The organism is Bradyrhizobium sp. AUGA SZCCT0169 (assembly GCF_018130085.1).
Taxonomy (GTDB): Bacteria; Pseudomonadota; Alphaproteobacteria; order Rhizobiales; family Xanthobacteraceae; genus Bradyrhizobium.
The window spans coordinates 1-23,977 of record NZ_JAFCMC010000038.1 but is presented as its reverse complement, the minus strand read 5'-3'; the positions used below and the strand labels follow the sequence as shown (position 1 = coordinate 23,977).

22 protein-coding genes are annotated in these 23,977 nt (G+C 64.8%); 15 read left to right on the top strand and 7 right to left on the bottom strand.

Annotated features, from left to right (window positions below):
• Window positions 1-94 precede the first annotated feature (94 nt).
• The 4 genes from JQ609_RS29215 to JQ609_RS29200 all read left to right on the top strand — a co-directional run bounded on the left by JQ609_RS29215 (window position 95) and on the right by JQ609_RS29200 (window position 4,265).
• A complete protein-coding gene (locus tag JQ609_RS29215; RefSeq protein ID WP_212276257.1) occupies window positions 95-673 on the top strand; it encodes a phage holin family protein in 579 nt (192 codons plus the stop codon).
• Window positions 673-1,794 (top strand): YihY/virulence factor BrkB family protein, encoded by a 1,122-nt coding sequence (locus JQ609_RS29210; RefSeq protein WP_212276256.1) that lies wholly within the window; start codon window positions 673-675, stop codon window positions 1,792-1,794. The genes JQ609_RS29215 and JQ609_RS29210 overlap by 1 nt, the downstream gene beginning before the upstream one ends.
• A gap of 134 nt (window positions 1,795-1,928) precedes the next feature.
• Window positions 1,929-3,395, top strand: coding sequence for an EAL domain-containing protein (locus JQ609_RS29205; RefSeq protein WP_212276255.1), 1,467 nt, complete (start codon window positions 1,929-1,931; stop codon window positions 3,393-3,395).
• Between the two features lie 15 nt (window positions 3,396-3,410).
• Window positions 3,411-4,265, top strand: coding sequence for a TIGR01459 family HAD-type hydrolase (locus JQ609_RS29200; RefSeq protein ID WP_212276254.1), 855 nt, complete (start codon window positions 3,411-3,413; stop codon window positions 4,263-4,265).
• 172 nt (window positions 4,266-4,437) lie between these two features.
• Here the strand turns inward: JQ609_RS29200 and JQ609_RS29195 are convergent, their stop codons facing one another.
• The gene (locus JQ609_RS29195; RefSeq protein ID WP_192738834.1) at window positions 4,438-4,833 is read right to left on the bottom strand and encodes a response regulator; all 396 of its coding nucleotides are present in this window, start codon (window positions 4,831-4,833) and stop codon (window positions 4,438-4,440) included.
• 242 nt (window positions 4,834-5,075) lie between these two features.
• Here JQ609_RS29195 and JQ609_RS29190 point away from each other — a divergent pair, with 242 nt between their 5' ends.
• The 8 genes from JQ609_RS29190 to arfB all read left to right on the top strand — a co-directional run bounded on the left by JQ609_RS29190 (window position 5,076) and on the right by arfB (window position 14,741).
• Window positions 5,076-6,047: a bifunctional riboflavin kinase/FAD synthetase gene (locus JQ609_RS29190; protein WP_212276253.1), complete on the top strand. Its 972-nt coding sequence runs from the start codon at window positions 5,076-5,078 to the stop codon at window positions 6,045-6,047.
• Complete coding sequence (locus tag JQ609_RS29185; RefSeq protein WP_212276252.1) at window positions 6,044-6,598, top strand: sugar O-acetyltransferase; 555 nt, start codon at window positions 6,044-6,046, stop codon at window positions 6,596-6,598. Before JQ609_RS29190 ends, JQ609_RS29185 begins: the two co-directional genes overlap by 4 nt.
• A gap of 194 nt (window positions 6,599-6,792) precedes the next feature.
• Window positions 6,793-9,801 (top strand): isoleucine--tRNA ligase, encoded by a 3,009-nt coding sequence (ileS, locus tag JQ609_RS29180; RefSeq protein ID WP_212276251.1) that lies wholly within the window; start codon window positions 6,793-6,795, stop codon window positions 9,799-9,801.
• 206 nt (window positions 9,802-10,007) lie between these two features.
• Window positions 10,008-10,505, top strand: coding sequence for a signal peptidase II (gene lspA / locus JQ609_RS29175; protein ID WP_212276250.1), 498 nt, complete (start codon window positions 10,008-10,010; stop codon window positions 10,503-10,505).
• Window positions 10,506-10,616: 111 nt separating this feature from the next.
• Window positions 10,617-11,339, top strand: coding sequence for a hypothetical protein (locus tag JQ609_RS29170; RefSeq protein WP_409411204.1), 723 nt, complete (start codon window positions 10,617-10,619; stop codon window positions 11,337-11,339).
• Between the two features lie 154 nt (window positions 11,340-11,493).
• On the top strand, window positions 11,494-12,885 hold the full coding sequence (locus JQ609_RS29165; RefSeq protein ID WP_409363437.1) for a M16 family metallopeptidase: 1,392 nt from the start codon (window positions 11,494-11,496) through the stop codon (window positions 12,883-12,885).
• Complete coding sequence (locus JQ609_RS29160; RefSeq protein WP_312014906.1) at window positions 12,882-14,255, top strand: pitrilysin family protein; 1,374 nt, start codon at window positions 12,882-12,884, stop codon at window positions 14,253-14,255. The genes JQ609_RS29165 and JQ609_RS29160 overlap by 4 nt, the downstream gene beginning before the upstream one ends.
• 66 nt (window positions 14,256-14,321) lie before the next feature.
• Entirely contained in the window at window positions 14,322-14,741 is a 420-nt protein-coding gene (arfB, locus tag JQ609_RS29155; protein ID WP_212034213.1) for an alternative ribosome rescue aminoacyl-tRNA hydrolase ArfB, read from the top strand.
• A 128-nt stretch (window positions 14,742-14,869) separates the two neighbouring features.
• On the opposite strand, the gene JQ609_RS29150 is transcribed toward arfB, so the two are convergent.
• The 3 genes from JQ609_RS29150 to JQ609_RS29140 form a co-directional block, all read right to left on the bottom strand.
• Window positions 14,870-15,166, bottom strand: coding sequence for a hypothetical protein (locus JQ609_RS29150; protein ID WP_212276249.1), 297 nt, complete (start codon window positions 15,164-15,166; stop codon window positions 14,870-14,872).
• 203 nt (window positions 15,167-15,369) lie between these two features.
• On the bottom strand, window positions 15,370-15,903 hold the full coding sequence (locus tag JQ609_RS29145; protein WP_212276248.1) for an RNA polymerase sigma factor: 534 nt from the start codon (window positions 15,901-15,903) through the stop codon (window positions 15,370-15,372).
• Entirely contained in the window at window positions 15,900-16,106 is a 207-nt protein-coding gene (locus JQ609_RS29140; protein ID WP_212276247.1) for a DUF2892 domain-containing protein, read from the bottom strand. Before JQ609_RS29140 ends, JQ609_RS29145 begins: the two co-directional genes overlap by 4 nt.
• Window positions 16,107-16,271: 165 nt before the next feature.
• Between JQ609_RS29140 and mutL the strand changes: the two genes are divergently transcribed.
• Window positions 16,272-18,083, top strand: coding sequence for a DNA mismatch repair endonuclease MutL (mutL, locus tag JQ609_RS29135; protein ID WP_212276246.1), 1,812 nt, complete (start codon window positions 16,272-16,274; stop codon window positions 18,081-18,083).
• 87 nt (window positions 18,084-18,170) lie between these two features.
• On the opposite strand, the gene rsmD is transcribed toward mutL, so the two are convergent.
• Window positions 18,171-18,725, bottom strand: coding sequence for a 16S rRNA (guanine(966)-N(2))-methyltransferase RsmD (gene rsmD / locus JQ609_RS29130; RefSeq protein ID WP_212276245.1), 555 nt, complete (start codon window positions 18,723-18,725; stop codon window positions 18,171-18,173).
• 7 nt (window positions 18,726-18,732) lie between these two features.
• Entirely contained in the window at window positions 18,733-20,859 is a 2,127-nt protein-coding gene (locus JQ609_RS29125; protein ID WP_212276244.1) for a pseudouridine synthase, read from the bottom strand.
• Between the two features lie 153 nt (window positions 20,860-21,012).
• On the opposite strand from JQ609_RS29125, the gene JQ609_RS29120 reads away from it, so the two are divergent.
• Window positions 21,013-21,471, top strand: a complete 459-nt coding sequence (locus JQ609_RS29120; protein ID WP_212034203.1) for a nucleoside deaminase — start codon at window positions 21,013-21,015, stop codon at window positions 21,469-21,471.
• Window positions 21,472-21,604: 133 nt separating this feature from the next.
• On the opposite strand, the gene JQ609_RS29115 is transcribed toward JQ609_RS29120, so the two are convergent.
• The gene (locus JQ609_RS29115; RefSeq protein WP_212276243.1) at window positions 21,605-22,507 is read right to left on the bottom strand and encodes an alpha/beta fold hydrolase; all 903 of its coding nucleotides are present in this window, start codon (window positions 22,505-22,507) and stop codon (window positions 21,605-21,607) included.
• A gap of 120 nt (window positions 22,508-22,627) precedes the next feature.
• Here JQ609_RS29115 and JQ609_RS29110 point away from each other — a divergent pair, with 120 nt between their 5' ends.
• On the top strand, window positions 22,628-23,860 hold the full coding sequence (locus JQ609_RS29110) for an acyl-CoA dehydrogenase family protein (protein WP_211998553.1): 1,233 nt from the start codon (window positions 22,628-22,630) through the stop codon (window positions 23,858-23,860).
• Window positions 23,861-23,977 lie beyond the last annotated feature (117 nt).

The window sequence follows — 23,977 nt, the reverse complement described above, 5'->3', positions numbered from 1 at the left end:
GGCCGGGACACGCGCGCTGTCGGAACATTCGAAACCAACTCGCGTTCACTCCCGGCGGAGACAATCATGCCTCTGCCGACGGAGGAAAGCTGACATGCCCGGGCCTTCGAGCGGCTTGTTGCGCGCTGGCATTGCGCTGAAGCTCAACCAGGTCAAGCGCGCGACGCAATCCTATCTGCGCGACCGGACCAACCAGGCCACCGGCACGGTTACCTCCTACGCGATCGCCGCCGGTCTCTTCGCGGCCGCCGGTATTTTTCTGATCGCGGCGCTCCTCGTCGGCGCAGCAGCGCTGTTTCGCTGGGTTGAAATCAACTACGGACAGTTTTGGGCGTTCGGCGCCGTCGGCGGCCTGCTCGCGGTCATCGCCGGCATCTGCGCCGCGGTAGCCGTCATCAAGCTCAAGCGCCCTCCGCCGCAGTTCCCGTCGCTCGCCAGCCGCTTGCAGGTGGCGATCAAGGCCAGCCCCGTGAAACCCGATCAGATCGAGGCCGTCCGGGATACCGCCGCGGCGATCCTGCAAGCCCCTGCGGCGCCGGTTGGACATCGGAGGCGGCGAAGCCGGCCGGGGCACGGCAATAGAAACGCGAATATCGGCTTGATCCTGATGGCAAGCTTGTTGGGCTACGCGGCGGTGCGCCGGCGGCAACAGGCACGACACGCGGGGATCTGATGTCCCGCGCCCGCTCCGACCATACGGACAATCTGATCCTGATTGCGGCCACCACCCTCGTGATCCTGACCGCGCAGCGCTATTTCCAGACGTCCGCGCCTGAACACGCCAATCCCGCGACCGATCCGGCGGTCACCAAAGGCAACGACTTTACCTCCGAGCTTTCCCAACGCGGCCGCGGGCGGCGCGCGCGCAGCCCGTTCAGCATTCCCTGGGCGGGCTGGAAAGACATTCTGTGGCGCACCTATCAGCAGGCCAATGACGACCGCCTGCTCGCCACGGCCGCAGGCGTGGTCTTCTTCGGCCTGCTCGCGGTGTTCCCAGCCGTGACGGCGCTGGTTTCTTCCTATGGCCTGTTCGCCGATCCCTCGACCATCGGCGCCAACCTGCAGACGCTGGCGCTGATGCTGCCGGAAGGCTCGTTCCAGATCGTGCAGGACCAGATTGCGCGTGTGCTCGACAAGGGCAGCACTGCGCTCGGCGGAGCCTTCCTGTTCGGCCTCGCCCTTGCAATCTGGAGTGCCAACGCGGGGGTCAAAGCCGTGATCGACGCCCTCAACGCGGTCGATGGAGAACGGGAGAAGCGCAGCTTCATCAGGTTGAATCTGATTTCGCTGGCGTTCACGATCGGCGGGATCGCGGCGCTGTTGTTGATGGTCGGGGCCGTGGTGGCGTTTCCTTTGGCGCTCAATCATCTGGGCCTGCCTCCGGACATCCTGTTCATCGTGAGCCTGGCGCGTTGGCCGTTCTTGTTCGCGGTGCTGCTGGCGGCGCTCGGCGTTCTCTACCGGTTCGGACCGAGCCGGCGCCCGGCGCAGTGGAAATGGCTCAGTGTCGGCACGCTGCTCGCCGCCCTGCTGTGGATCGCCGGCTCCGCGGCGCTGTCCTGGTATCTGTCGAACTTCGGCAATTACAATGCGACCTACGGTTCGCTCGGCGCCGCCATCGGCCTGATGATGTGGATGTGGATGTCGGCCATTATCGTGCTGTTCGGAGCGGAACTGAATTCGGAAATCGAGCACCAGACCGCGGTCGATACCACCGTCGGCCACCCAAAGCCGATGGGTAGCCGCGGCGCCACCATGGCCGATACGCTGGGACCGGCGGTTCCAGCCTCCTGAAAGAACACTAGACCCGCGAATCAACATTGATGCTAAGGTCGTTGCGCTTGGGGGAGCGCAAACCGGACGATGCCTGACGACACCAGCGTTTTCCCGGGCGGGGGTAGTTCGGACCTGAAGGCGTAGCGCGCGACATGATTCGCATTTCGACGATTTTCATCGCCATCTGCATGGTGCTGGTCGCAGCCTCGCTTGGCCTGGTCCTGCATGCGGTCGCCGGCATCAGCGGAACCGAATCCGCGATCGTGGCGCTGACGGCGCTGACCTTCCTGATCCTCTACAACGCAGTTTCGATGCGGCTGCGCGATCGCTCCGATGTCGGCAGCCAGATCGCGGACCTGTCCCGCGGCACCGCCGACCTCGCCCGCCAGGTCGCCGAATTCGGCCGCCGGCTCGCGGCCGTCGAGGGCCGCGTGGTGTCGGCGAATTCCGCCAGCAGCGACCGCATCCAGGCCGTGGTCGGCGAGATCAATGAACTCGGCGTGCTGGTCAAGCAGCTCGCGGTCTCCGTCGCCAGCCATGAGGATTTGATTGCCTCGGGCGCCGCTGCCGCGCCACCGGCACCGGCACCGGCACCGATCGTGGCTGCGCCTGTCGCCGGGCCGCAAATCTCACCACCATTGTCCATCGAATCCGCAGCGCCGCCCGTCATCGCCAGGCCGGCACCCGTCGCGCCGGCCGAAGCCGCCGCGCGCAGCCAGCCGCAGCTTCTCGCCGCGGTGAAGAACGCCATCGAGGAGAACCGGCTCGACATCTATCTGCAGCCGATGGTGACGCTGCCGCAGCGCAAGGTGCGCTTCTACGAGGCGGTGACGCGGCTGCGCGACGACAACGACCAGATTCTTGCCGCCGACGATTTCATCGCCACCGCCGAAGCCGGCGGCCTGATGGGGCGCATCGACCACATGGTGATGCTGCGCTGTGTGCAGGTGCTGCGCCGCCTGATGGTGCGCAACAAGGATGTCGGCGTGTTCTGCAACGTCTCCGCGGCGACGCTGGCCAGTCCCACCACCTTCGCGCAATGCCTCGACTTCCTCGAAGCCAATCGCGCGCTGGCGCCGTCCTTCGTGCTCGAGTTCAAGCAGGCCACGTTCCGCAACCTCGGCCCGACCGAGAGCGAGCATCTCGCGGCGCTGTCGCAGCGCGGCTACCGTTTCTCGATCGACCATGTCAGCGACCTCCGGGTCGAGCCGCGGGAACTCGCCGACCGCGGCGTCCGCTTCATCAAGGTTCCAGCGGCGCTGCTGCTCGATCCCAGGCAGAGCTCGACGTCGGACATTCACCCCTCTGACCTGTCGGATCTGCTCGGCCGCTTCGGCATCGACCTGATTGCCGAAAAGATCGAGGGCGAGCGCGCGGTGGTCGATCTCTTGGATTTCGACGTGCGGTTCGGCCAGGGCTTCCTGTTCGCGCCGCCCCGGCCGTTGCGGCCCGAGGGGGCATCTGCTACCGGCGGGACGTCTTCGAACAGCACCAATGGTTCCAATGGCCCAAGCCCGCCTGCAAGCCCCCCTGCTCCCGTCGCCAGCCCGGCGATCGAACCTTCGACGCGGGCGACCGGCAATGCCGCGCTGGCCCGCCGCGCCGCCGGACCGGGCTAACCGGCGCCCGATGTCATGACCGCACTCCGGTTCGTCGAAAAACTGAGCGACCTCGTCGATGGCGTGGAAGTCATCCTGTCCGATATCTGGGGCGTGGTGCACAACGGGCTCGAGGCATTTCCCGAGGCTTGCGCGGCGCTGCATACCTTTCGCCAGCGCGGCGGCACCGTCATCCTCATCACCAACGCGCCGCGGCCCGCTGATTCGGTGCAGCGGCAGTTGCGCAAGCTCGGCGTTGCCGACGAGATCTATGACGCGATCGTCTCTTCCGGCGATCTGACCCGGCACTTTGTCGCCGACCATCCGGGGCAGAAAGTTTTCTGGCTCGGTCCGGAGCGCGACAATTCGATCTACCGCGGCCTTGATCCGGTGATGGCTCCGCTCGAACAGGCTGATTACATCGTCTGCACCGGACCGTTCGACGACGAAACCGAATCGGCTGAAGATTATCGCGCGATGATGCTGCAGGCGCGCGAGCGCAAGCTGCCGCTGATCTGCGCCAACCCTGACATCGTCGTCGAACGCGGCGACCGGCTGGTCTATTGCGCGGGCGCGATCGCCGAGCTCTATCGCGAACTCGGCGGCGAGGTGATCTTCTACGGCAAGCCGCACCGGCCGATCTATGAACGCGCGATGGCGCTCGCCGCCGAGCACCGCGGCCATGCCGCCCCGCTCGACCGGGTGCTGGCGATCGGCGATTCCGTCCGCACCGACCTCACCGGGGCATTGGGTTTCGGCATCGACTGCCTGTTCGTGACCCGCGGCATCCATTCCGAGGAATTCGAAGGCATCGACCAGCTCGACCCGGCCTCGGTCAGGGAATTGTTCGGCCATCCGCCAAAGGCGCTGATGCGGGAACTGAAGTGGTAGTGGCGGCACGCGCCTCTGCTCCCTCGCCCCGCTCTTGCGGGGAGAGGGTTGGGGTGAGGGGCTCTCTCGGCGAATTCTGAAGATGTGGTGAGAGCGGTACCCCCTCACCCGGCGCTACGCGCCGACCTCTCTCCGCAAGCGGGGCGAGGTTAAGAAAGAAGCTAGAGCAACTTTACGCCGTCGCCATGTCCGGGAAGACCGCCTCGATCTTGGTCTTCAGCGTCGCCGCGTTGAACGGCTTGACGATGTAATTGTTCACGCCGGCCTTCTTGGCCGCGATCACGTTCTCGGTTTTGGATTCCGCCGTGATCATGATGAAGGGCGTGGTGGCCAAATTGGGATCGGCACGGACTTCCTTGAGCAGGTCGTAGCCGGTCATCGGCTCCATGTTCCAGTCGGAAATCACGAGCCCGTATTTCTTGCCGCGCATCTTGTTCAGCGCTTCCGAACCGTCGCTGGCATCGTCGATATTCTCAAAGCCAAGCTGCTTCAAAAGATTTCGGATGATCCGGATCATGGTGTTGTAGTCATCGACCACCAGAACCGACATCGACAAATCAACCGCCATCTCTTCCCCCACTAACGCTTACGCCACTAAATATCGGCAGGCCTGCGCGACCCGCAGTCCTCGCCCCACCCCTAGCATCAAGGCGTTAAACAGCGCGTTAATCGGGCGCGGGTGGATTGCCTCGGTTTTGAACCAAAGCCGTCCGGCTTGACTTCGCCCGCGCGCCCACGTCACGGTCCGGCCGCGCGCATCGCGACCCAAGGTCTTTTTGAATCCGCAAGAATCCTGCAAGAATCCGTCACATGACAACTGGTTTTACCGTTATTCGAGACACCACCCCCGCCGCCGACATCCCCAAAGGGGCGGTGGTCGCCATGGGTAATTTCGACGGCGTCCATCTCGGTCACCGGGCCGTGATATCAGCCGCGCTGACCATGGGGCACGCCCACGGAAAACCCGCTTTTGCGGTGACCTTCGAGCCGCATCCGCGCAGCTTTTTCAGCCCGAACAGCCCGCAATTCCGTCTCACGGACGAGACCAACAAGCTGCGGCTCCTGGCCGCCACCGGGCTCGCCGGCGCCGTGGTGATGACCTTCGACAAGGGCCGCGCCGGAACGTCGGCGCAAGATTTCATTCACCATGACCTGATCGGCCGGCTCGGCATCAGCGGCATCGCGGTCGGCTACGACTTCCATTTCGGCAAAGGCCGGGTCGGCTCGCCGAGCCTCCTGGTCAGCGAGGCGCCGCGGCTCGGGATCGAGGTCGACGTCCAGGCCCATGTCGACATCGCCGAGCGGCCGGTGTCCTCCAGCGCCATCCGCATGGCGCTGGCGGAGGGCCAGATCGACGACGCCACCGCGATGCTGGGCGGACCGTGGTTTGCGACCGGCGAGGTGATCCATGGCGAGAAGCGCGGCCGCGACCTCGGCTATCCCACCGCCAACATCCGGCTCGACAAGAACTGCGCGCTCAAGCACGGCATCTATGCGGTGCGGGTCGGCCGCGGAGCCGAGCGGCTCAACGGCGTGGCGAGCTATGGCCGCCGTCCGACCTTCGACAATGGCGCGCCGCTGCTGGAAGTGTTCCTGTTCGACTTCAAGGGCGATCTCTATGGCTCGGTGCTCGACGTCGCCTTCATCGCCTTCATCCGCGATGAACTTAAATTCGACGGCATCGAGGCGTTGATCCGCCAGATGGACGACGACAGCGTCCGGGCCCGGGCAGCGCTCGCAGCCGCGCCCGATGCGTTTCCGAAGCTTGGAGTGATCGATTGAGCAGAAGCGAAAAGCAAAAGATGCTCGCCGGCGAACTGTATCGCCCCGACGCCGAACTCGGCGCCGAACAGGCCGTCAACAAGGCCTGGCTGGCGCGCTACAATGCAGCGCTGGCGCAGCCGGTCTCGGAACGGCACGCGTTGCTCTGCGAACGCCTGGGCCATGTCGGCAAGGACGCCGTGATCCGGCCGCCGTTCTTTTGCGACTACGGCTACAACATCCGCCTCGGCGACGGCGTGTTCATGAACTTCAACTGCGTCATCCTCGATGTCGTCGAGGTCTCGATCGGCGACCGCACCCAGATCGGACCCACGGTGCAGATTTACGCGGCCGACCATCCCCGCGACGCCAGGACACGGCGCGAAGGCCTCGAATTCGGGCGCCCGGTCCGGATCGGCAGCGACGTCTGGATTGGCGGCGGTGCCATCATCCTGCCGGGCGTCACCATCGGCGACGGTGCGGTGATCGGCGCCGGCAGCGTGGTCACGCGCGACGTCGGCGCTGAGGTGACCGTCACGGGAAACCCGGCAAGGCCGAAACGGTCGTCCTGAGATGCGGGGGCCCGGCGGGCCTTTGCGATTTCCGCTTCCGGCTGCTATGGAAAGCCCATGTTTGCGCGGCGCACCATCCCCATTAGCGGCCCGGCTTCCGCCTGAGCTTTGGCTCGGCGCAAGACCGGGATTTCCCCGTTTACCCCGCGAATGACCAGCGTATCTCGCGCCCTTTGAGCCAAACCAGAGCATTCATGTCCGAAAAACCGCAAAAGTCCGAAAAGTCCGAAGGACCAGACTATTCCAAGACCCTGTTCCTGCCGCTGACGGAATTCCCGATGCGCGCCGGCCTGCCCAAGCTCGAGCCTGAAATCCTCAACCACTGGAACAAGATCGGTCTCTACGAGAAGCTGCGCGAGGCGGCCGACGGGCGACCGAAATTCGTGCTGCATGACGGCCCGCCCTACGCCAACGGCAACATCCATATCGGCCACGCGCTGAACAAGATCCTCAAGGACGTCGTGACCAAGAGCCAGCAGATGCTCGGCTTCGACTCCAACTATGTGCCGGGCTGGGACTGTCACGGCCTGCCGATCGAATGGAAGATCGAGGAAGAGAACTACCGCTCCAAGGGCAAGCCGAAGCCCGACTTCCGCGACTCCACGGCGATGGTGGCGTTCCGCAAGGAATGCCGCGCCTATGCCACGCATTGGCTCAACGTGCAGCGCGAGGAATTCAAGCGGCTCGGCATCATCGGCGACTGGGACCATCCCTACGCCACCATGAGCTATCCCGCCGAAGCCCAGATCGCGCGCGAACTGATGAAGTTCGCCGCCAACGGCACGCTGTATCGCGGCTCCAAGCCCGTGATGTGGAGCGTGGTGGAAAAGACCGCGCTCGCCGAGGCCGAGGTCGAATATGAGGACTACACCTCGGACACGGTGTGGGTGAAATTTCCGGTGACCTCGCCGGCGCATGGGGCGCTGGCCAATGCATCCGTCGTGATCTGGACCACGACGCCATGGACGCTGCCCGGCAACCGCGCCATCAGCTTCTCGCCCAAGATCGCCTACGGTCTGTTTGAGGTCACCGATGCGCCGGCGGACAATTGGGCCAAGAACGGCGACCTCCTGATCCTCGCCGACGCGCTGGCCGAGAGCGTGTTCAAGCAGGCGCGCGTCACCGCCTACAAGAAGGTTCGCGAGCTGCCGGCCGACACGCTCGACGCGGTGGAATGCGCCCATCCGCTGAAAGGCTTTAGCGGCGGATACGAGTTCACCGTACCGCTGCTGCCCGGCGACCACGTCACCGACGATGCCGGCACCGGCTTCGTGCATACCGCGCCCGGCCACGGCCGCGAAGACTTCGATGCCTGGATGGCGAATGCGCGCGAACTCGACAGCCGCGGCATCAATACCGCGATCCCCTATACCGTCGACGAGAACGGCGCCTTCACCGACCACGCCCCGGGCTTTGTCGGCAAGCGCGTGATCAACGACAAGGGCGAAAAGGGCGACGCCAACGAGGCCGTGATCAAGGTTCTGGTCGAAGGCGGCAAGCTCTTGGCGCGCGGCCGCCTCAAGCATCAGTATCCGCATTCCTGGCGCTCGAAGAAGCCGGTGATCTTCCGCAATACGCCGCAATGGTTCATCGCGATGGACAAGGACATCGCCGACAACGGCAAGGCCAAGCCCGGCGACACGCTGCGCGCCCGCGCGCTGCATGCGATCTCGGTGACGCAATGGGTGCCGCCGGCCGGGCAAAACCGCATCAACGGCATGATCGCCGGCCGCCCCGACTGGGTGATCTCGCGCCAGCGCGCCTGGGGCGTTCCGATCGCGGTGTTCGTCCGCGAAAAGGGCGACGGCTCCGCCGAAATCCTGCAGGATGAAATCGTCAACCAGCGCATCGCCGAGGCTTTCATGGAGGAAGGCGCCGACGCCTGGTACATGGAAGGCGCCCGCGAACGCTTTCTTGGGTCCCGTGCGAGCGAAGACTGGAAGAAGGTCGACGACATCTGCGACGTCTGGTTCGATTCCGGCTCGACGCATGCCTTCGTGCTGGAAGACCGCCAGAATTTTCCCACGCTCGGCAACATCGTCCGCAAGGTCGATGGCGGCGAGGATACCGTGATGTATCTGGAAGGCTCAGACCAGCATCGCGGCTGGTTTCATTCCTCGCTGCTGGAAAGCTGCGGCACCCGCGGCCGCGCGCCTTACGACGTGGTGCTGACGCACGGCTTCACGCTGGACGAGAACGGCCGCAAGATGTCGAAATCGCTCGGCAACACCGTCGAGCCGCAGAAGGTGATGAAGGATTCCGGCGCCGATATCCTGCGGCTCTGGGTCAGTTCGACCGACTATGCCGACGACCAGCGCATCGGGCCGGAAATCCTGAAAAATACCATCGAGACCTACAAGAAGCTGCGCAACTCGATCCGCTGGATGCTCGGCACGCTGCACCACTTCAAGCCCAGTGACGCGGTCGCGCATGAGGAGATGCCGGAACTCGAGCGGCTGATGCTGCATCAACTGGCGGGACAAGCCGCGATCGTGCGGCAGGCCTATGCCGAGTTCGATTACAAGACGGTTGTCGCCAGCCTGTCGGCGTTCATGAACACCGAATTGTCGGCGTTCTATTTCGACATCCGGAAAGACGCGCTGTATTGCGATGCGCCGTCCTCGCCGGTGCGCAAGGCGGCGCTGACCGCGATCGACATCATCTGCGACGCGATCCTGAAATGGCTGGCGCCGGTGCTCAGCTTCACCACCGACGAAGCCTGGCGGATGTACCGGCCGGGCGCCGCGCCGTCGGTGCACCTGACACTGTTCCCGACCGATCTAGGTTCATTCCAGGACGATGCGCTGGCTGCGAAATGGGAAACCATCCGCGACGTCAGGCGCGTCGTCACCGGCGCGCTCGAACTCGAACGCGCCGCCAAGAACATCGGCTCGTCGCTGGAAGCGTCGCCTCTGGTCTATGTGTCGGACAAGGCGATCTTCAACACGCTGTTCGACGTCGATCTGGCCGAAGTGTGCATCACCTCGAACGCGATGGTGACCAATGACGACGCGCCGGCCGCGGCCTTCACCCTCGCCGACGTTCCCGGCGTCGCGGTCGTGGTCGAAAAGGCCCAGGGCATCAAATGCGCGCGGTCGTGGAAGATCCTGCCGACCGTGGGCGATGACGCCGAATACCCTGATGTCTCGCCGCGCGACGCGCAGGCGCTACGGGAGTGGAAAGCGCTCGGAGTGAGTGTCTAAAATTCTATCGTCGTCCCGGCCTAGTGCGCAATTGCGCGCGGGGGCCGGGGACCCATAACCACGGGCGTCCGTAGTAGACAAAGGAAGATGACCCAGAGTCTTTCAAACAAAATCCGACACGGCGACGCGATGAGCGCTATCGCTCTCACGCTGGCGGTCCCGGCCTTCGCCGGGACGACACCGGAGTTTGTGTCGGGCACGTCGCCATGAGCCCTCACCTCCGCCCCGGCATCATCGCCGCCGTCGCAGCCCTGGTGCTCGACCAGGCCTCGAAACTCTGGCTGCTGTTCGTGTTCGATATCGGCCGGCGGGGCGCGGTCAAGGTGACGCCGTTTTTCGATCTGGTGCTGGCCTGGAATGTCGGGATCAGCTTCGGCTGGTTCCAGAACGACGGTTTTCTGGCCCAGGCCATCCTGACCGCGATCAAGGCGGTGGCCGTGGTCGTTCTGGCGGTCTGGATGGCCCACTCGCGCAACTGGCTGGCCACCGTGGCGCTCGGCCTGATCATCGGCGGGGCAATTGGCAACGCCATCGACCGGGTCGCCTATGGCGCGGTGGTCGATTTTGCCCTGTTCCACGTCGAGATCGGCGGAAATACCTACAATTGGTACGTGTTTAACGTGGCCGATGTGGCCATTGTTGCCGGGGTAGCGGCCCTATTGTATGATTCCTTCCTAGGGGTACCCGCCGCAAAAGCGCCCTGATCCCGGTCGATACGGGCCGTTGGCGGCAGCCGTCCCTATTTGGGCGTTAACTGCCTTGCAAACACGGGTTTGTGCCTCAAGGCCACCCCGGAAAGTTTTGCGGAAAATTGAATGGGAACGAGCGCGATGCGCGAGACCGAAACCGGCTTCTGGATGGTGCAGACAACCTCGCTGACACGGGCGATGCGGTTCGCCGCCGTTGCCCTTGGCGTTGGCCTCGTGATGGCCGCCGGTCCGGTGCGCGCCGCCGATGACGACGAGGATGACGACAGGACCTTCGAGGAAAAGATCATCGGCAACATCATGAGCGGCCTCGGCGGCAAGAACATGGAAAGCAAGGGCATCGAATACCGCGAGCGTTCCCCGCTGGTGGTGCCCCCGAAACTCGATCTGCCGCAGCCGGCCTCTTCGGCCGCAGCGAATGCGCCGAACTGGCCAAAGGATCCGGACGAGGCACGCCGCAAGGCTGCGATCGCGGCCCGCAAGAAAGAAAACAAGGACAACTCCCAGTCGGCTCGAGCCCTGTCGCCGGCCGAACTCAACGTCGGCAGGACCGCCGCGCCCGTCCGCACCAATAACGATCCGGTCCAGCCGGGCACCACCAACAACGCCCCGCAGCTGAGCCCATCGCAGCTCGGCTATGAAGGCGGTTTGTTCGGTATGTTCAAAGGCAACAAGACCGAGTCGGCGGAGTTCAAGGGCGAACCGCCGCGACAGTCGCTGGTCGAGCCTCCGGCTGGGTACCAGACGCCCTCGCCGAACTTTGCCTACGGCACCGGGCCCAAGGAATCGCTGAACAAGAACTACGACGTCATGACGGGCAAGGAACGCTGACGCCAATTTCGGCTCCGCGCCGTCGCCTGCGAGGACCGCTGTTGGAACCGCCAGGCGTTTTGCTCTCTGCATCGTGACATCAGGCGTGATACGCGCGGTATACGATGCCGCGGGCTTTGTCCCGAACGCTTGGGTTCGGGCTTCCAGATAGGTCATGATGTCCCCACATCGCTTTGCCGTTTCACTCGTTGCCGCTTTTATTTCGACAATCGCTTTTTCCAGCAGCGGCGCGCCGGCCCAGACCACGGTGACATCGGAGCGGCCCGCCAGCTTCACGCTCGGCAACGGCCTGCAGGTGGTGGTGATCCCCGATCACCGCACCCCCGTCGTGACGCAGATGATCTGGTACAAGGTCGGCTCCGCCGACGAGACGCCGGGCAAATCGGGACTGGCGCATTTCCTCGAGCATTTGATGTTCAAGGGCACCGCCAAGCATCCCGCCGGTGAATTCTCCGAAACCGTGCGCCGGATCGGCGGCAACGAAAACGCCTTCACCTCGGTCGACTATACCGGCTATTTCCAGCGCGTGCCGCGAGACCAGCTGGGGCGGATGATGGAATTCGAGGCCGACCGCATGACCGGCCTCATTCTGAAGGACGAAAATGTTCTGCCCGAGCGCGACGTCGTGCTGGAGGAATACAACATGCGGGTCGCCAACAACCCGGACGCGCGGCTGAACGAACAGATGATGGCCGCGCTGTATCTCAACCATCCCTATGGCCGCCCCGTGATCGGCTGGCGACAGGAGATCGAGAAGCTCGACCGCGAGGACGCGCTGGCGTTCTACAAGCGCTTCTACGCGCCGAACAACGCCACCCTGGTGATTGCCGGCGATGTCGATGCCAAGGAGATTCGCCCAATGGTGGAGCGCGCCTATGGCGCGATCCCCGCGCAGCCGGCGATTCCCGCGCAGCGGATTCGTCCGCAAGAGCCGGTGCCTGCAGCTCCGCGCACCGTGACGCTGTCCGATCCGCGCGTCGAACAGTCCGGCCTGCGGCGCTATTACCTCGTTCCCTCCTCCACAACCGCGGCTGCCGGCGAAAGCCCGGCGCTCGACGTGCTTGCGCAACTGATGGGCGGCGGCTCCAACTCCTATCTCTACCGCGCGCTGGTGATCGACCGCCCGCTCGCGATCAACGCCGGTGCCGGCTATCAGGGCACCTCGCTCGATCCGTCGCAATTCTCGATCTCGGTCTCGCCGAAACCCGGCGTGGAGTTCTCGGCAATCGAGCAAGCGATCGACGACGTGATAACGGACGTCATCCAAAATCCCGCCCGCGCCGAGGATATCGAACGGGTCAAGACCCAGCTGATCGCGGAGGCGATCTACGCGCAGGACAACCAGGCGACGCTGGCGCGCTGGTATGGCGGCGCGCTCACCACGGGCCTGAGCATCGAGGACATCCGCAGCTGGCCTGATCGCATCCGCGCCGTCACCGCCGAACAGGTCCGTGACGCCGCTCATAAATGGCTCGACAAGAAGCGTTCGGTGACGGGCTATCTGATCAAGGACCCCGCACCGAAACGCGAGGAGAAGCGCTCGTGATCCATTTTTCGATTGGCGCGCAGCGCTTCACATCAACCATTGTCGCCCTCGCGGCACTGCTGTTGCTGAGTTCGGCACCATCGCACGCCGCCGCAAAAATCCAGCACCTGGTGTCACCCGGCGGCATTGAAGCCTGGTTCGTGCAGGACGCCACCGTGCCCCTGATCGCGATGGAATATGCCTTCCGCGGCGGCTCGAGCCAGGACCCGGCCGACAAGCCCGGCACCGGCAATCTGGTCGCCGGTCTGCTCGACGAAGGTGCCGCCGATCTCGACTCCAAGACCTTTCACGAGCGGCTTGACCGCCGCGCCATCGAACTGAGCTTCTCGTCGACGCGGGATTACTTCCGCGGCAGCTTGCGCATGCTCAAGGACAACAAGGACGAAGCCTTCAACCTGCTGCAGCTGGCATTGACCTCGGCACGTTTCGACGCCGCCGACGTCGAGCGCATCCGCGCGCAGGTGATCTCCGGTCTGCGGCGTGAGACCACCAACCCCTCCTCGCTGGCGAGCCGCAAATTCCTGGAAGTCGCGTTCGGCAATCATCCCTATGGCCGTCCGTCCAACGGCACGCTGGACGGCGTGCCCAAGATCGACGTGTCGGACATGAAGGCCTATGCCGGCCGCATCATCGCCAAAGACACATTGCGGATATCCGTGGTGGGCGATGTCGACGCCGACACGCTCGGCAAACTCCTCGACAAGACGTTCGGCGGATTGCCGGCCAAAGCCAGCCTGACGCCGGTCGCCGAAATCCAGGCCGCCCAGCCGCCGCAGCGCGCCTTCGTTCCGCTCGACGTGCCGCAGACCGTGGTCATGTTCGGCGGCCCCGGCATCCGCCGCCATGATCCGAATTTCATGGCCGGCTATGTCGTGAACCATATCCTCGGTAGCGGATCATCGTCGCGGCTCTACAGGGAAGTCCGCGAGAAACGCGGGCTGGCTTATTCGATTTCTGAATCCCTGCTCTGGATGGAACGCTCCGCCTTGTTCGTAGGCAATACCGGCACCCGCGCCGACCGCGCCGGTGAAACCGTCGATGCCATTGAAAAGGAGATCCGCCGTATCGCCGAGGACGGCCCGACCCAGAAGGAACTGGATGAGGCCAAGTCCTATCTGAAGGGCTCGCAGATGCTGGCGCTCGACACCTCCTCGAAGCTCGCCGCGGCACTGCTGCAATACCAGCTCGACAGGCTTCCGATCGATTACATCGAACGGCGCAACGCCCTCGTCGATGCCGTGACGCTCGATGATGCCAAAAAGGCCGCCCAGCTGCTGTGGGCCAACGGTCTGCTCACCGTCATCGTCGGCCGCGCCCCGCAAGCCGCCGCCCAGCCGGCTGTTGCCGCGCCGCCGCCGAAGGCGAACTGACAGAGCAACTTCTGTCCAAAAACGCTATCTTGCGCGCACCGATTCTTTCCACGCCCGGTGAACGCCATGCTGCGGGTCTCCCGCGACCTTTCAATTGAAGAGAACGACATCGAGATCGGCTTTGTCCGCGCCTCCGGTCCGGGCGGGCAGAACGTCAACAAGCTCTCGACCGCCGCGCAATTGCGTTTCGACACGCGCAAGATAACGCTGCCGGAAGACGCCGCTCTGCGGCTCAACCGGCTCGCCGGCCAGCGCATGACCAAGGAAGGCGTGATCGTGATCCACGCCCAGCGCTTCCGCACCCAGGAGCGCAACCGCGCCGACGCCATCGACCGCCTGCTCGAACTGCTGCGCGAAGCCATGGTGAGGCCGGTGCCGCGGCGCGCCACCAAGCCGACTTTCGGCTCGAAGCAACGGCGGCTGGAAGGCAAGAAGAGCCGCAGCGACGTCAAGTCGAAGCGCGGCGCGGTGCGCTTCGACGACTGACCGATATGGCGGCGAGCATTGGTCTGCTGCGCCAGAGCTTCCGCTTAATTGAGTCAGAAAAAAACTCCGGCCGCCATGCGACCGGAGTTTCCGAGTTGTAACTGGAACCTGCTGAAGGGCGCGCGGTACTAGTAGCGCTTGCCGCCGGTCGCGGTGTCACCGGCAGCACCGCCAGTGCCCTTGGCCGCACCACTGCCGGCGCCGACCGTGCCCTTCGCACCGGTCTTCGCGGCCTTTTGTCCGGCGGCACCTGGCTGCGCACTGAGTTCCTCGTCGTCGGTGGCCGCTGCCCCGCCCTGCATCTGGCTCTTGCCCTGCACGCCGCCGCGGATCTTGCTGTCGGACGAGGTACCCTGCGCCAGCACGGGACCGGCCACCATGGCCGAGATGGCAAGCGCGATCGCCGAGGTTTTCACTAACTTCATTCAGTTCTCCTGGGTTTGATTCGCGATGAGCGGTTCGTTGTTCCATGCGCCATCCGTCCGGACCTGCCCATCGCACAGAGCAATTTGTGGCGAACGGCGCACGCACCAGACAATCCGCGCCGTGTGGTCTTCGTTTAGGGATTTCGGGGCAATTTCGCGAAAACTTGGCCACGGGTCGACCCAATATGCGGCACGTGGAACCGTCAGTCGCGAATCAAATATTCCCGGATCATGATCCGCGCGCGGTGAATGCGGGCCTTGACGCTTTCGCGAGAGAGGCCGAGCGCGCCGGCGATCTCGTCGATCGACAATTCCTCGATGTCGCGCAGCAGGATCACTTCGCGATAATGCTCGGGCAGCGACTGGATGGCACGCGAAAGATCGATGCGAAGGTCTTCAGGACGCCAATGCGCCAGACGCGCCTCGGTGTCTGCCGCCGACGCGTCGGCCATTCCGATCGACCGGCGCAAGAGTCGCAGACAAGCGCGCCGCGCGACCGCGAACAGCCACGCCGAAAACGACGTCACCGCCCGCAGCGTTCCGACGCGCCGGTAGAGCAGCAGCAGCGTTTCCTGAACCGCATCGTCGATGTCGGCTGCGCGGCAATTGCGCGCCGCGTAGCGACGGACGTCAGGCTGGGCCGCTGATATCAGCGACACCAGCGCATCGGCGTCCCCGTCCCGCGCCGCCTCGATCAGCCCGGGATCGCAGCGGCTGGTTCGGACAAGCGCATTCATGGCGAGGGCAGCCGGCGGCCGACCATGGCGCACATCGGGCAGAATCCGAAGAATCCGGTCGCGATCGCGACGGCTCCGGCGCCGGCGATCAAATAGCCTGATGTCGTGCCTAACATCGCCATCAGCCCATACGCGATCATCATGATGCCCCCGACGGTCCGCATCGCCCGCTCCCAGCCCGGCAGATTCTTACGATAGAACATTCTAGCTCCTTTGATTTCACGAGAGAACTCATGCGTTCTCGTGTCATAGAGCCGCCCCGCCGGGCTTTCGGTTCGCGAGCCCCGAACTATATTTCGCTCAAGAATTCCGGGAACATCCGCGCCGATGGGGTCCCGCCTCGCCCCTGAATCGGCTACCCATACGACATGCCCGTCCGCCAGCTCCCAGAACAGGTCGCCAACCGCATCGCCGCCGGCGAGGTGGTGGAACGGCCTGCCAGCGTGGTCAAGGAACTGGTCGAGAACGCCATCGACGCCGGCGCCTCCAGGGTCGATATCTTCACCGATGGCGGCGGCCGGCGGCGGATCGGCATCACCGACGACGGCAGCGGCATGACCCATGCCGACCTGGCGCTGGCGGTCGATCGCCACGCCACCTCCAAGCTCGACGACGAGGACCTGCTGCGCATTCGCACGCTGGGATTCCGCGGCGAGGCGCTGCCCTCGATCGGCGCGGTGGCCAGATTAGGCATCACCACGCGGCATGCAGGCGAGCCGCACGCCTGGTCGCTGTCGGTCGAAGGCGGCGCGAAGTCGCCGATCATGCCGGCGGCGCTGAGCCAGGGCACCCGCGTCGAGGTCAGCGATCTCTTTTATGCGACGCCGGCGCGGTTGAAGTTTCTCAAGACCGACCGCACCGAAGCCGAAGCGATCCGCGAAGTGGTGCGAAGGCTGGCAATGGCGCGCCCCGACATCGCCTTCACGCTGGCCGGCGAGGAGCGCGCACCGGTGACTTGGGCCGCAGCACTGCCCGGCGCTGCCGGCCGGCTGACGCGGCTCGGCGATATCCTCGGCGCGGATTTCCGTTCCAGCGCGATCGAAGTGCGCAGCGAGCGCGAGGGCGTGGTGGTCGAAGGCTTTGCCGCCGCCCCCTCGCTGACGCGCGCCAATGCGCTCGGGCAATATCTGTTCGTCAACGGCCGCCCGGTGCGCGACAAGCTGATCCTCGGCGCGGTGCGCGCGGCCTATTCCGATTATCTGCCGCGCGACCGCCATCCGGTCGTGGCGCTGTTCGTGACGCTGGAGCCGCAGGAAGTCGATGCCAACGTGCATCCCGCCAAGACCGAGGTCCGGTTCCGCAACGTCGGCCTGGTCCGCGCGCTGATCGTGTATGCGCTGAAGGACGGCCTCGCCCGCGAAGGCCGGCGCACCGCGGCTAATACCGATGGGGCTGCGCTCGCCTCGTTCCGCCCATCCTTCGCCCCGCGCCCGACCAATTGGGACTGGCGGAGTTCGCCCTCCTATCCGACGGGGCCGACGCCCTCCTTCACCGGTTCGGCGGCGCCGTCGTTCGCGGAAGCCGGACAGGCCGCATTCGATGTCGGCACGCCGACGGCCGATGTGCGTTTTGAAGCGCAGCCCGCTGCCGACATGCTGGATCGCCCGCTGGGTGCGGCACGAACGCAGATCCACGAGACCTATATCGTGTCGCAGACCCGCGATGGACTGATCGTCGTGGACCAGCACGCCGCCCATGAGCGCATCGTCTATGAGAAGCTCAAGGCCTCGCTGGCGCGCAATGGCGTGCAGCGGCAGATATTGCTGATCCCCGAGATCGTCGAACTCGACGAAGCGACGGTCGAGAAGCTGCTCGATCGTTCTCTGGAGCTGGCAACGTTCGGACTGGCGATCGATTCCTTCGGCCCCGGCGCGGTTGCGGTGCGCGAAACGCCGTCGCTGCTTGGCAAGGCTAATGCCGCGGGGCTGCTCCGTGATCTCGCCGAGCACATGGCGGAATGGGATGAGGCGCTGCCTTTGGAACGCCGGCTGATGCATGTCGCCGCCACCATGGCCTGCCACGGCTCGGTCCGCGCCGGCCGCCGCCTCAAGCCGGAAGAGATGAACGCGCTGCTGCGCGAGATGGAAGACACGCCGAACTCCGGCCAGTGCAACCACGGCCGCCCGACCTATGTCGAATTGAAGCTGTCGGATATCGAGAAGCTGTTCGGGCGGAGATAGCGTGATGGATTTGTAGGGTGGATTGAGCGAAGCGTAATCCACCGATTTTGCCAGCCTGAGGGCGGATTACGCTTCGCTCAATCCGCCCTACTTCGCCTTCAGGAACACGAACTCCGTGTCATCATAGGCTCGCCGCTCGAGCTCTTCGAACCCTTCGGGTGCCGCGAACGCCGCGACCTTCGCCTCCTCGACGATCAGCAGCGCGCCCGGCGTCAGCCAGCCGCCTTCGCGCATCGAGGCCAGCGCTTTGTCGGCGAGTCCCTTGCCATAGGGCGGATCGAGGAACACCAGCGAGAACGGCTCCATCGGATGCGCGGGGCCGAGATTGGTGGCGTCGCGGCGATAGACTTTTGTCACGCCGCCAAGACCGAGCGCCTCGACATTGTTGCGCAGCAGCGCCCGTGCCTCCGCGCCATTGTCGACGAACAGCGTGAACGCGGCACCGCGCGAGGTCGCCTCGATGCCGAGCGCGCCGGTGCCCGCGAACAGGTCGAGCACGCGCGCGCCTTCGATCGGGTCGTCATAGGCATGGACGAGGATGTTGAACACGGATTCGCGCAGCCGATCCGCCGTGGGGCGGATCTCGCGCGATGAGGGCGAGGCCAGATTACGACCCTTCAACCGTCCGCCGACGACACGCATAGGCCAACTACTCGTCCCGTGGCTTCAGATCGCGCTTGCCGTGATAGCCGCGCTGAGGGCGGCGCGGCGGGCCGTAGCCATTGGCCTCTTCCTCGTTGCGCGCGCGGGCTTCCTCGCTGCCGGTGCGCTGCACCAGCACGCGGCGGCCCTTGCGGTCGGCGATCACGCCTCGCTGGGTCACCGGCTTGGGAGGCGTTGGCTCCTTGTCGCCCGGCATCGGTCGATTGAAGTCGGCGCCTGCGAGCGTCGCAATCTTCTCGCCGAGCTGCTCGCGCAGGACGCGGGTCTTGACCTCTTCGACCTCGCCTTCGGCGAGTTCGCCGAGCTGGAACGGGCCGTAGGAGACCCGGATCAGCCGGTTCACCTCGAGGCCGAGATGCGCCATCACGTTGCGCACTTCGCGGTTCTTGCCTTCGCGGATCGCAAACACCAGCCAGACATTGGCGCCCTGGTCGCGCTCCAGCGTGGCATCGATCGAGCCGTATTTGACGCCGTCGACCTCGACGCCCTTCTTGAGTTCATCGAGCTGCGCCTGCGTGACTTCGCCATGGGCACGGACGCGGTAGCGCCGCAGCCAGCCGGTGTCGGGCAGTTCGAGCGCGCGTGCCAGACCGCCATCATTGGTCAGCAGCAGCAGGCCCTCGGTGTTGAAGTCGAGCCGCCCGATCGAGATCAGCCGCGGCAGGCCTTCGGGCAGATTATCGAATACCGTCGGCCGCCCTTCGGGATCGGCATGCGTCGTCATCAAGCCGCGCGGCTTGTGGAACATGAACAGGCGCGTGCGCTCGCGCGGCGGCAACGGCTTGCCATCGACGGTGATTACATCATTGACGGTGACATCGAGCGCCGGCGAATTGATGACGCGGCCGTTGACGCTGACGCGGCCCTGCGTGATCCATTCCTCGGCATCGCGGCGCGAGGCCAGGCCGGCGCGCGACACCACTTTTGCAATTCGCTCGCCAGACTTCTTCACCTTCGGTGGCTGCGGACCCCGTTTCTCAAATTCAGTCTTGCGCTCACGGTAGGCGCCACGGCCGCCGAACGCCGGACGTTTTGCAAAGATCTTGCTGTCGTCCTCGTTCTCGCGGCGCGGCCGTTCGTCACGCGCGTCGCTGCGCGGATGTTCCTGCCAGTCCGTGCGGCCTTCGGGCCGCTGACGCGGGCGGTCGAATTTCGGGCGATCGCCAGCGGGACGATCCTCGCGCGAACGCGAGATGCGCGGACGTTCTTCGCCGCCGCGATCGTCGCGGGAGAAGCGCGGCTTGTCGAAACCGCGCGCACCGTCGCGTGCGGGGCAGGAATCCCGGCCGCCACGATCTTCACGCTTCTGCCACGGCTTTGAGTCGCTGCGATCAGCGCCAAAGCTTTTGCGCGGACCGCGATCGGGCGCGCCGCGCGAGGAGAATTTCTTGTCACCGCCAAATTTTCGTTCCGGACGATCGCCGCGAGGGCCGTCGCCACGCGGCGTATACGGCCGCTTCTCACCACCACCCTCGCCACGCGGAGTGTAGGGACGCTTCTCGCCGAATTTCTTCTCGCCGAAACGCGAGGCCGGACGCGCATCGTCACGATCCCGAGGGCCGCTCTCGCGGTCCCGGCGCGGCGGACGGTCGTCGCGATTGAAGTTCGGGCGGTCGCCGCGCGGCGTGTACGGGCGCTTCTCGCCACCCCGATCCTCGCGCGGCTTGAACGAACGCTTCTCGCCATCGTCACCACGGGATGGACGGCTGGAAAACGGACGATCGCCACGGGGACGGTCGTCGCGATTGAAACGTTGCGGACGATCCCCGCCCTCGCTGCGATCGCGGAACGGCCGGTCGCCACGCGGCGGACGCGGCGCGTCGAAATCGCGGCGCGGCGGACGATCGCCGTCGCGCTTGCCGGCGTAGGGCTTGCCGCCATAAGGCTTCTTGTCGAACGACCGCGCGCCGTCGGACTTGCCGGCATAGGGACGGCGCTCGCCGTCGCGCTTGTCGCTGTCACTTTTTCCGGCAAAGCCGCGCTTGGCGAATTTCTTCTCCGGACCCCTCGCCGCGCCCGAGCGGCCTTTGCCTCCGCCGGCGCGGCCTTGGCCGCCACCGGGGCGATCACGCCGGCCGCGGGAATCGTTGTCTTTGTCGTTGTCGCGGGGCATGAATAGTCTCTCGTTCGTAGCTGAAATGGCGATCAGGCGGATGTGGATCGGCTGTCATAGCGGTAACGCGCGCGCACTTGGCTCAAGGCGCAATCTCACGCAAAACCGGTATCCACGTTTGCTGAAGGCGCTTCTAGTAGCAGGTTTCTTCCGATGATACGAGGGATGACTGCCCCTTCTTTCATGGATTTGGCGCTCAAAACGGCCAAAAACGCCGCCAAGGCGGGCGAAGTTCCGATCGGATGCGTCATTGTCCGGGGTTATGAGGTCATCGCCACCGCCGGCAACCGGACCCTGACCGACCGCGATCCGACCGCCCATGCCGAGGTTTTGGCGATCCGGCAGGCCGCGGATGCCATCGGGACCGAGCGGCTGGTCGATTGCGACCTCTATGTCACCCTCGAGCCCTGCACGATGTGCGCCGGCGCGATCTCGTTCGCGCGGATCCGGCGGCTCTATTACGGCGCCGCCGATCCGAAGGGCGGCGCGGTCGATTCCGGCGTGCGGTTCTTTGCGCAGCCGACCTGCCATCACGTGCCGGAAGTGTATTCGTCGGTCGGCGAGACCGAGGCGGCGACGCTGCTGAAGGATTTTTTCCGGGTGAGGAGGTAGCGGCCACCCACGCCCGTCATTGCGAGCGAAGCGAAGCAATCCATCGCGCGGCAAAACGGATGGATGGATTGCTTCGTCGCTTCGCTCCCTTGCGCAAACGCTTTGCGTTTGTCGCAGGCAATGACGGGAATGACTAGCCAGTGAAAAACTCCTTCAACAACCTCGCCGTCACCTCCGGATTCTCCTCCGGCAGAAAATGTCCGCTGTCGACCGGCGCGCCCTGTACGTTGGTCGCCCACTTCTTCCAGGTGTCGAGCGGGGTGGTCGCGGCGCTGGCGACGCCGGCGTCGCCCCACAGTGCCAGCATCGGGATCGTGATCTTCTTGCCGGCGTCGAAATCGGCCTTGTCGATCTCGTAATCGGCATAGGCGCCGGCGCGGTAGTCCTCGCACATCGCGTGCACGCGGGCAGGATCGCGGAACGGTGCGAGATAATGCTCCAGCGCGCGCGGGTCGATGGCGTCAAGCGTCTGGCTCTTGGTCTGGCTCGCCATCTTCTGGCGGAGGAAGAATTCGCCATGGCCGTCGATCAGCGTTTCCGGCAGCGGATGCGGCTGCGCCAGAAACGCCCAATGATAGATTTTCAGCGCGGAGAGCCGGTTCAGCTTCTCCCAGTAATCATAGGTCGGCGCGATATCGAGCACGGCGAGCTTTGATAACCGACCGGGATGGTCGAGCGCGAGCCGGTACGACACCCGCCCGCCGCGGTCGTGGCCGGCGAGCGCGAAATGCACATGGCCGAGCTGCTCCATCGCCTCGACCATGACCTTGGCCATCGCGCGCTTGGTGTAGGGCGTGTGGTGCTCGTCGGTGCGCGGCATGTCCGACCAGCCATAGCCCGGCAGGTCGGCGATGATCAGCGTGAACTTGTCCGCCAGCTGTGGTGCTACCGTGTGCCACATCACATGCGTGGACGAGAAGCCATGCAGCAGCAACAGCGGCGGCCCCTTGCCGCCGACGCGGGCGAAAATGCGGCCCGTTGATGTATTGATCCATTCGGAGGCGTAGCCGGGAAACAGGTCGGCAAGATCGGGCATGGTGAGCGCTCCCTTGTGCCCGCGCTGCTTTAAACATTGTTTGGCGTTGCCGCTGGCACGTCCCGGGTTTATGCCATTCATCAAGTCTGCCCAACAAGAACCAAAAAGCGAGGAAGTGCCATGTCGATCGATTTCGAGATTCCGGCCGAAGCCAAGGCGATCCGCGAGAAGGTCCGCAAATGGGTGCAGGAAGAGTGCATTCCGGCGGAGAAGGAACTCGATACCAAGCCGCTCGCTGAAGTGCTGGGCCCGCTGCGCAAGAAGGCGCGGGCGCAGGGCCTGTGGTGCCCGTGGGTGCCGAAGGAGTATGGCGGCATGGGCCTTGGGCCCCTCGCCAATGCGCTGGTGCAGATGGAGCTCGGCGAGAGCATGCTCGGGGCGCTGTCGATGAACACGCAGGGCCCCGACGACGCCTCGATGATGACGATATTGGCCCATGGCACGGAATATCAGAAGGAGAAGTTCCTTAAACCCCTCCTCAACGGCGACAAGCGCATCTGCTTCTCGATGACCGAGAAGGCCGCCGGCGCCGACGCCACCGGCATGCAGACCACGGCGGTGAAGGACGGCAACGAGAACTACATCCTCAACGGCGAGAAATGGTTTTCGTCGTCGGCCAGCGTCGCCGACATGGCGCTGGTGGTCGCCAGAACCGATCCGAATGCGCCGCGCCACAAGCAGCACTCGACCTTCATCGTCGAACTGCCGAACCCCGGCTACAAGATCAAGCGCAACGTCGCCAACATGGCGATCGAGGGGCCGCATGCCGACGCGATCCATGGCGGCCACTCCGAGATCGAGATCAAGGATTTGAAAGTGCCAGCCGACAATCTGCTCGGCGGCGAAGGCAACGGTTTCAATATGGGCCAGCATCGCCTCGCCTATGGCCGCCTTCGCCACGGCATGCACAACGTCGCCAAGGCGCAGCGCGCGCTCGACATGGCGGTCGGCCACATCACCAAACGCTCGACCTTCGGCCAGTTGCTCGCCGACCGGCAGGCCGTGCAGTTCATGCTCGCCGACTGCGCCGAGCAGCTCTATATCGGCCGGCTCATGCTCCTCCATATCGCCTACAAGGCGGAGAAGGGCCTCGATATCCGGCAGGAGAACTCGATCGCCAAGGTCTACCATGCGCACATGGTGCACAAGGTGATCGACACCGCGATCCAGCTCCACGGCGCGCTCGGCTTCAGCCAGGATACGCCGCTCGCCAAATGGTACACGCAAGTCCGCTCGCAGCGGCTGGTCGACGGTCCGGACGAGGTGCACCGGTGGAAGATCGGCAAGAACGTCATCAAGGCGTTCCGCGAGCACGGCACGACGGCGAGTGCTGTGGGCGGGGATTTGCTGTAGGAAGTGCACAGCGCACCTACACTCGTCGTCCCGGCCTTGAGCCGGGACCCATATGTGGACGGCCCCCGTGCCACAAGAGTTTTTTGACGGTCTGATCGGATCGCTTGCATCCATATG

Coding starts and splice junctions, on each gene's coding strand:
- JQ609_RS29120 (WP_212034203.1), top strand. CDS start 21,013: ATGATACGAGGGATGACTGCCCCTTCTTTCATGGATTTGGCGCTCAAA.
- JQ609_RS29110 (WP_211998553.1), top strand. CDS start 22,628: ATGTCGATCGATTTCGAGATTCCGGCCGAAGCCAAGGCGATCCGCGAG.
- JQ609_RS29205 (WP_212276255.1), top strand. CDS start 1,929: ATGATTCGCATTTCGACGATTTTCATCGCCATCTGCATGGTGCTGGTC.
- arfB (WP_212034213.1), top strand. CDS start 14,322: ATGCTGCGGGTCTCCCGCGACCTTTCAATTGAAGAGAACGACATCGAG.
- lspA (WP_212276250.1), top strand. CDS start 10,008: ATGAGCCCTCACCTCCGCCCCGGCATCATCGCCGCCGTCGCAGCCCTG.
- JQ609_RS29165 (WP_409363437.1), top strand. CDS start 11,494: ATGATGTCCCCACATCGCTTTGCCGTTTCACTCGTTGCCGCTTTTATT.
- rsmD (WP_212276245.1), bottom strand. CDS start 18,725: ATGCGTGTCGTCGGCGGACGGTTGAAGGGTCGTAATCTGGCCTCGCCC.
- mutL (WP_212276246.1), top strand. CDS start 16,272: ATGCCCGTCCGCCAGCTCCCAGAACAGGTCGCCAACCGCATCGCCGCC.
- JQ609_RS29170 (WP_409411204.1), top strand. CDS start 10,617: ATGGGAACGAGCGCGATGCGCGAGACCGAAACCGGCTTCTGGATGGTG.
- JQ609_RS29215 (WP_212276257.1), top strand. CDS start 95: ATGCCCGGGCCTTCGAGCGGCTTGTTGCGCGCTGGCATTGCGCTGAAG.
- ileS (WP_212276251.1), top strand. CDS start 6,793: ATGTCCGAAAAACCGCAAAAGTCCGAAAAGTCCGAAGGACCAGACTAT.
- JQ609_RS29115 (WP_212276243.1), bottom strand. CDS start 22,507: ATGCCCGATCTTGCCGACCTGTTTCCCGGCTACGCCTCCGAATGGATC.
- JQ609_RS29195 (WP_192738834.1), bottom strand. CDS start 4,833: ATGGCGGTTGATTTGTCGATGTCGGTTCTGGTGGTCGATGACTACAAC.
- JQ609_RS29210 (WP_212276256.1), top strand. CDS start 673: ATGTCCCGCGCCCGCTCCGACCATACGGACAATCTGATCCTGATTGCG.
- JQ609_RS29145 (WP_212276248.1), bottom strand. CDS start 15,903: ATGAATGCGCTTGTCCGAACCAGCCGCTGCGATCCCGGGCTGATCGAG.
- JQ609_RS29200 (WP_212276254.1), top strand. CDS start 3,411: ATGACCGCACTCCGGTTCGTCGAAAAACTGAGCGACCTCGTCGATGGC.
- JQ609_RS29190 (WP_212276253.1), top strand. CDS start 5,076: ATGACAACTGGTTTTACCGTTATTCGAGACACCACCCCCGCCGCCGAC.
- JQ609_RS29140 (WP_212276247.1), bottom strand. CDS start 16,106: ATGTTCTATCGTAAGAATCTGCCGGGCTGGGAGCGGGCGATGCGGACC.
- JQ609_RS29150 (WP_212276249.1), bottom strand. CDS start 15,166: ATGAAGTTAGTGAAAACCTCGGCGATCGCGCTTGCCATCTCGGCCATG.
- JQ609_RS29125 (WP_212276244.1), bottom strand. CDS start 20,859: ATGCCCCGCGACAACGACAAAGACAACGATTCCCGCGGCCGGCGTGAT.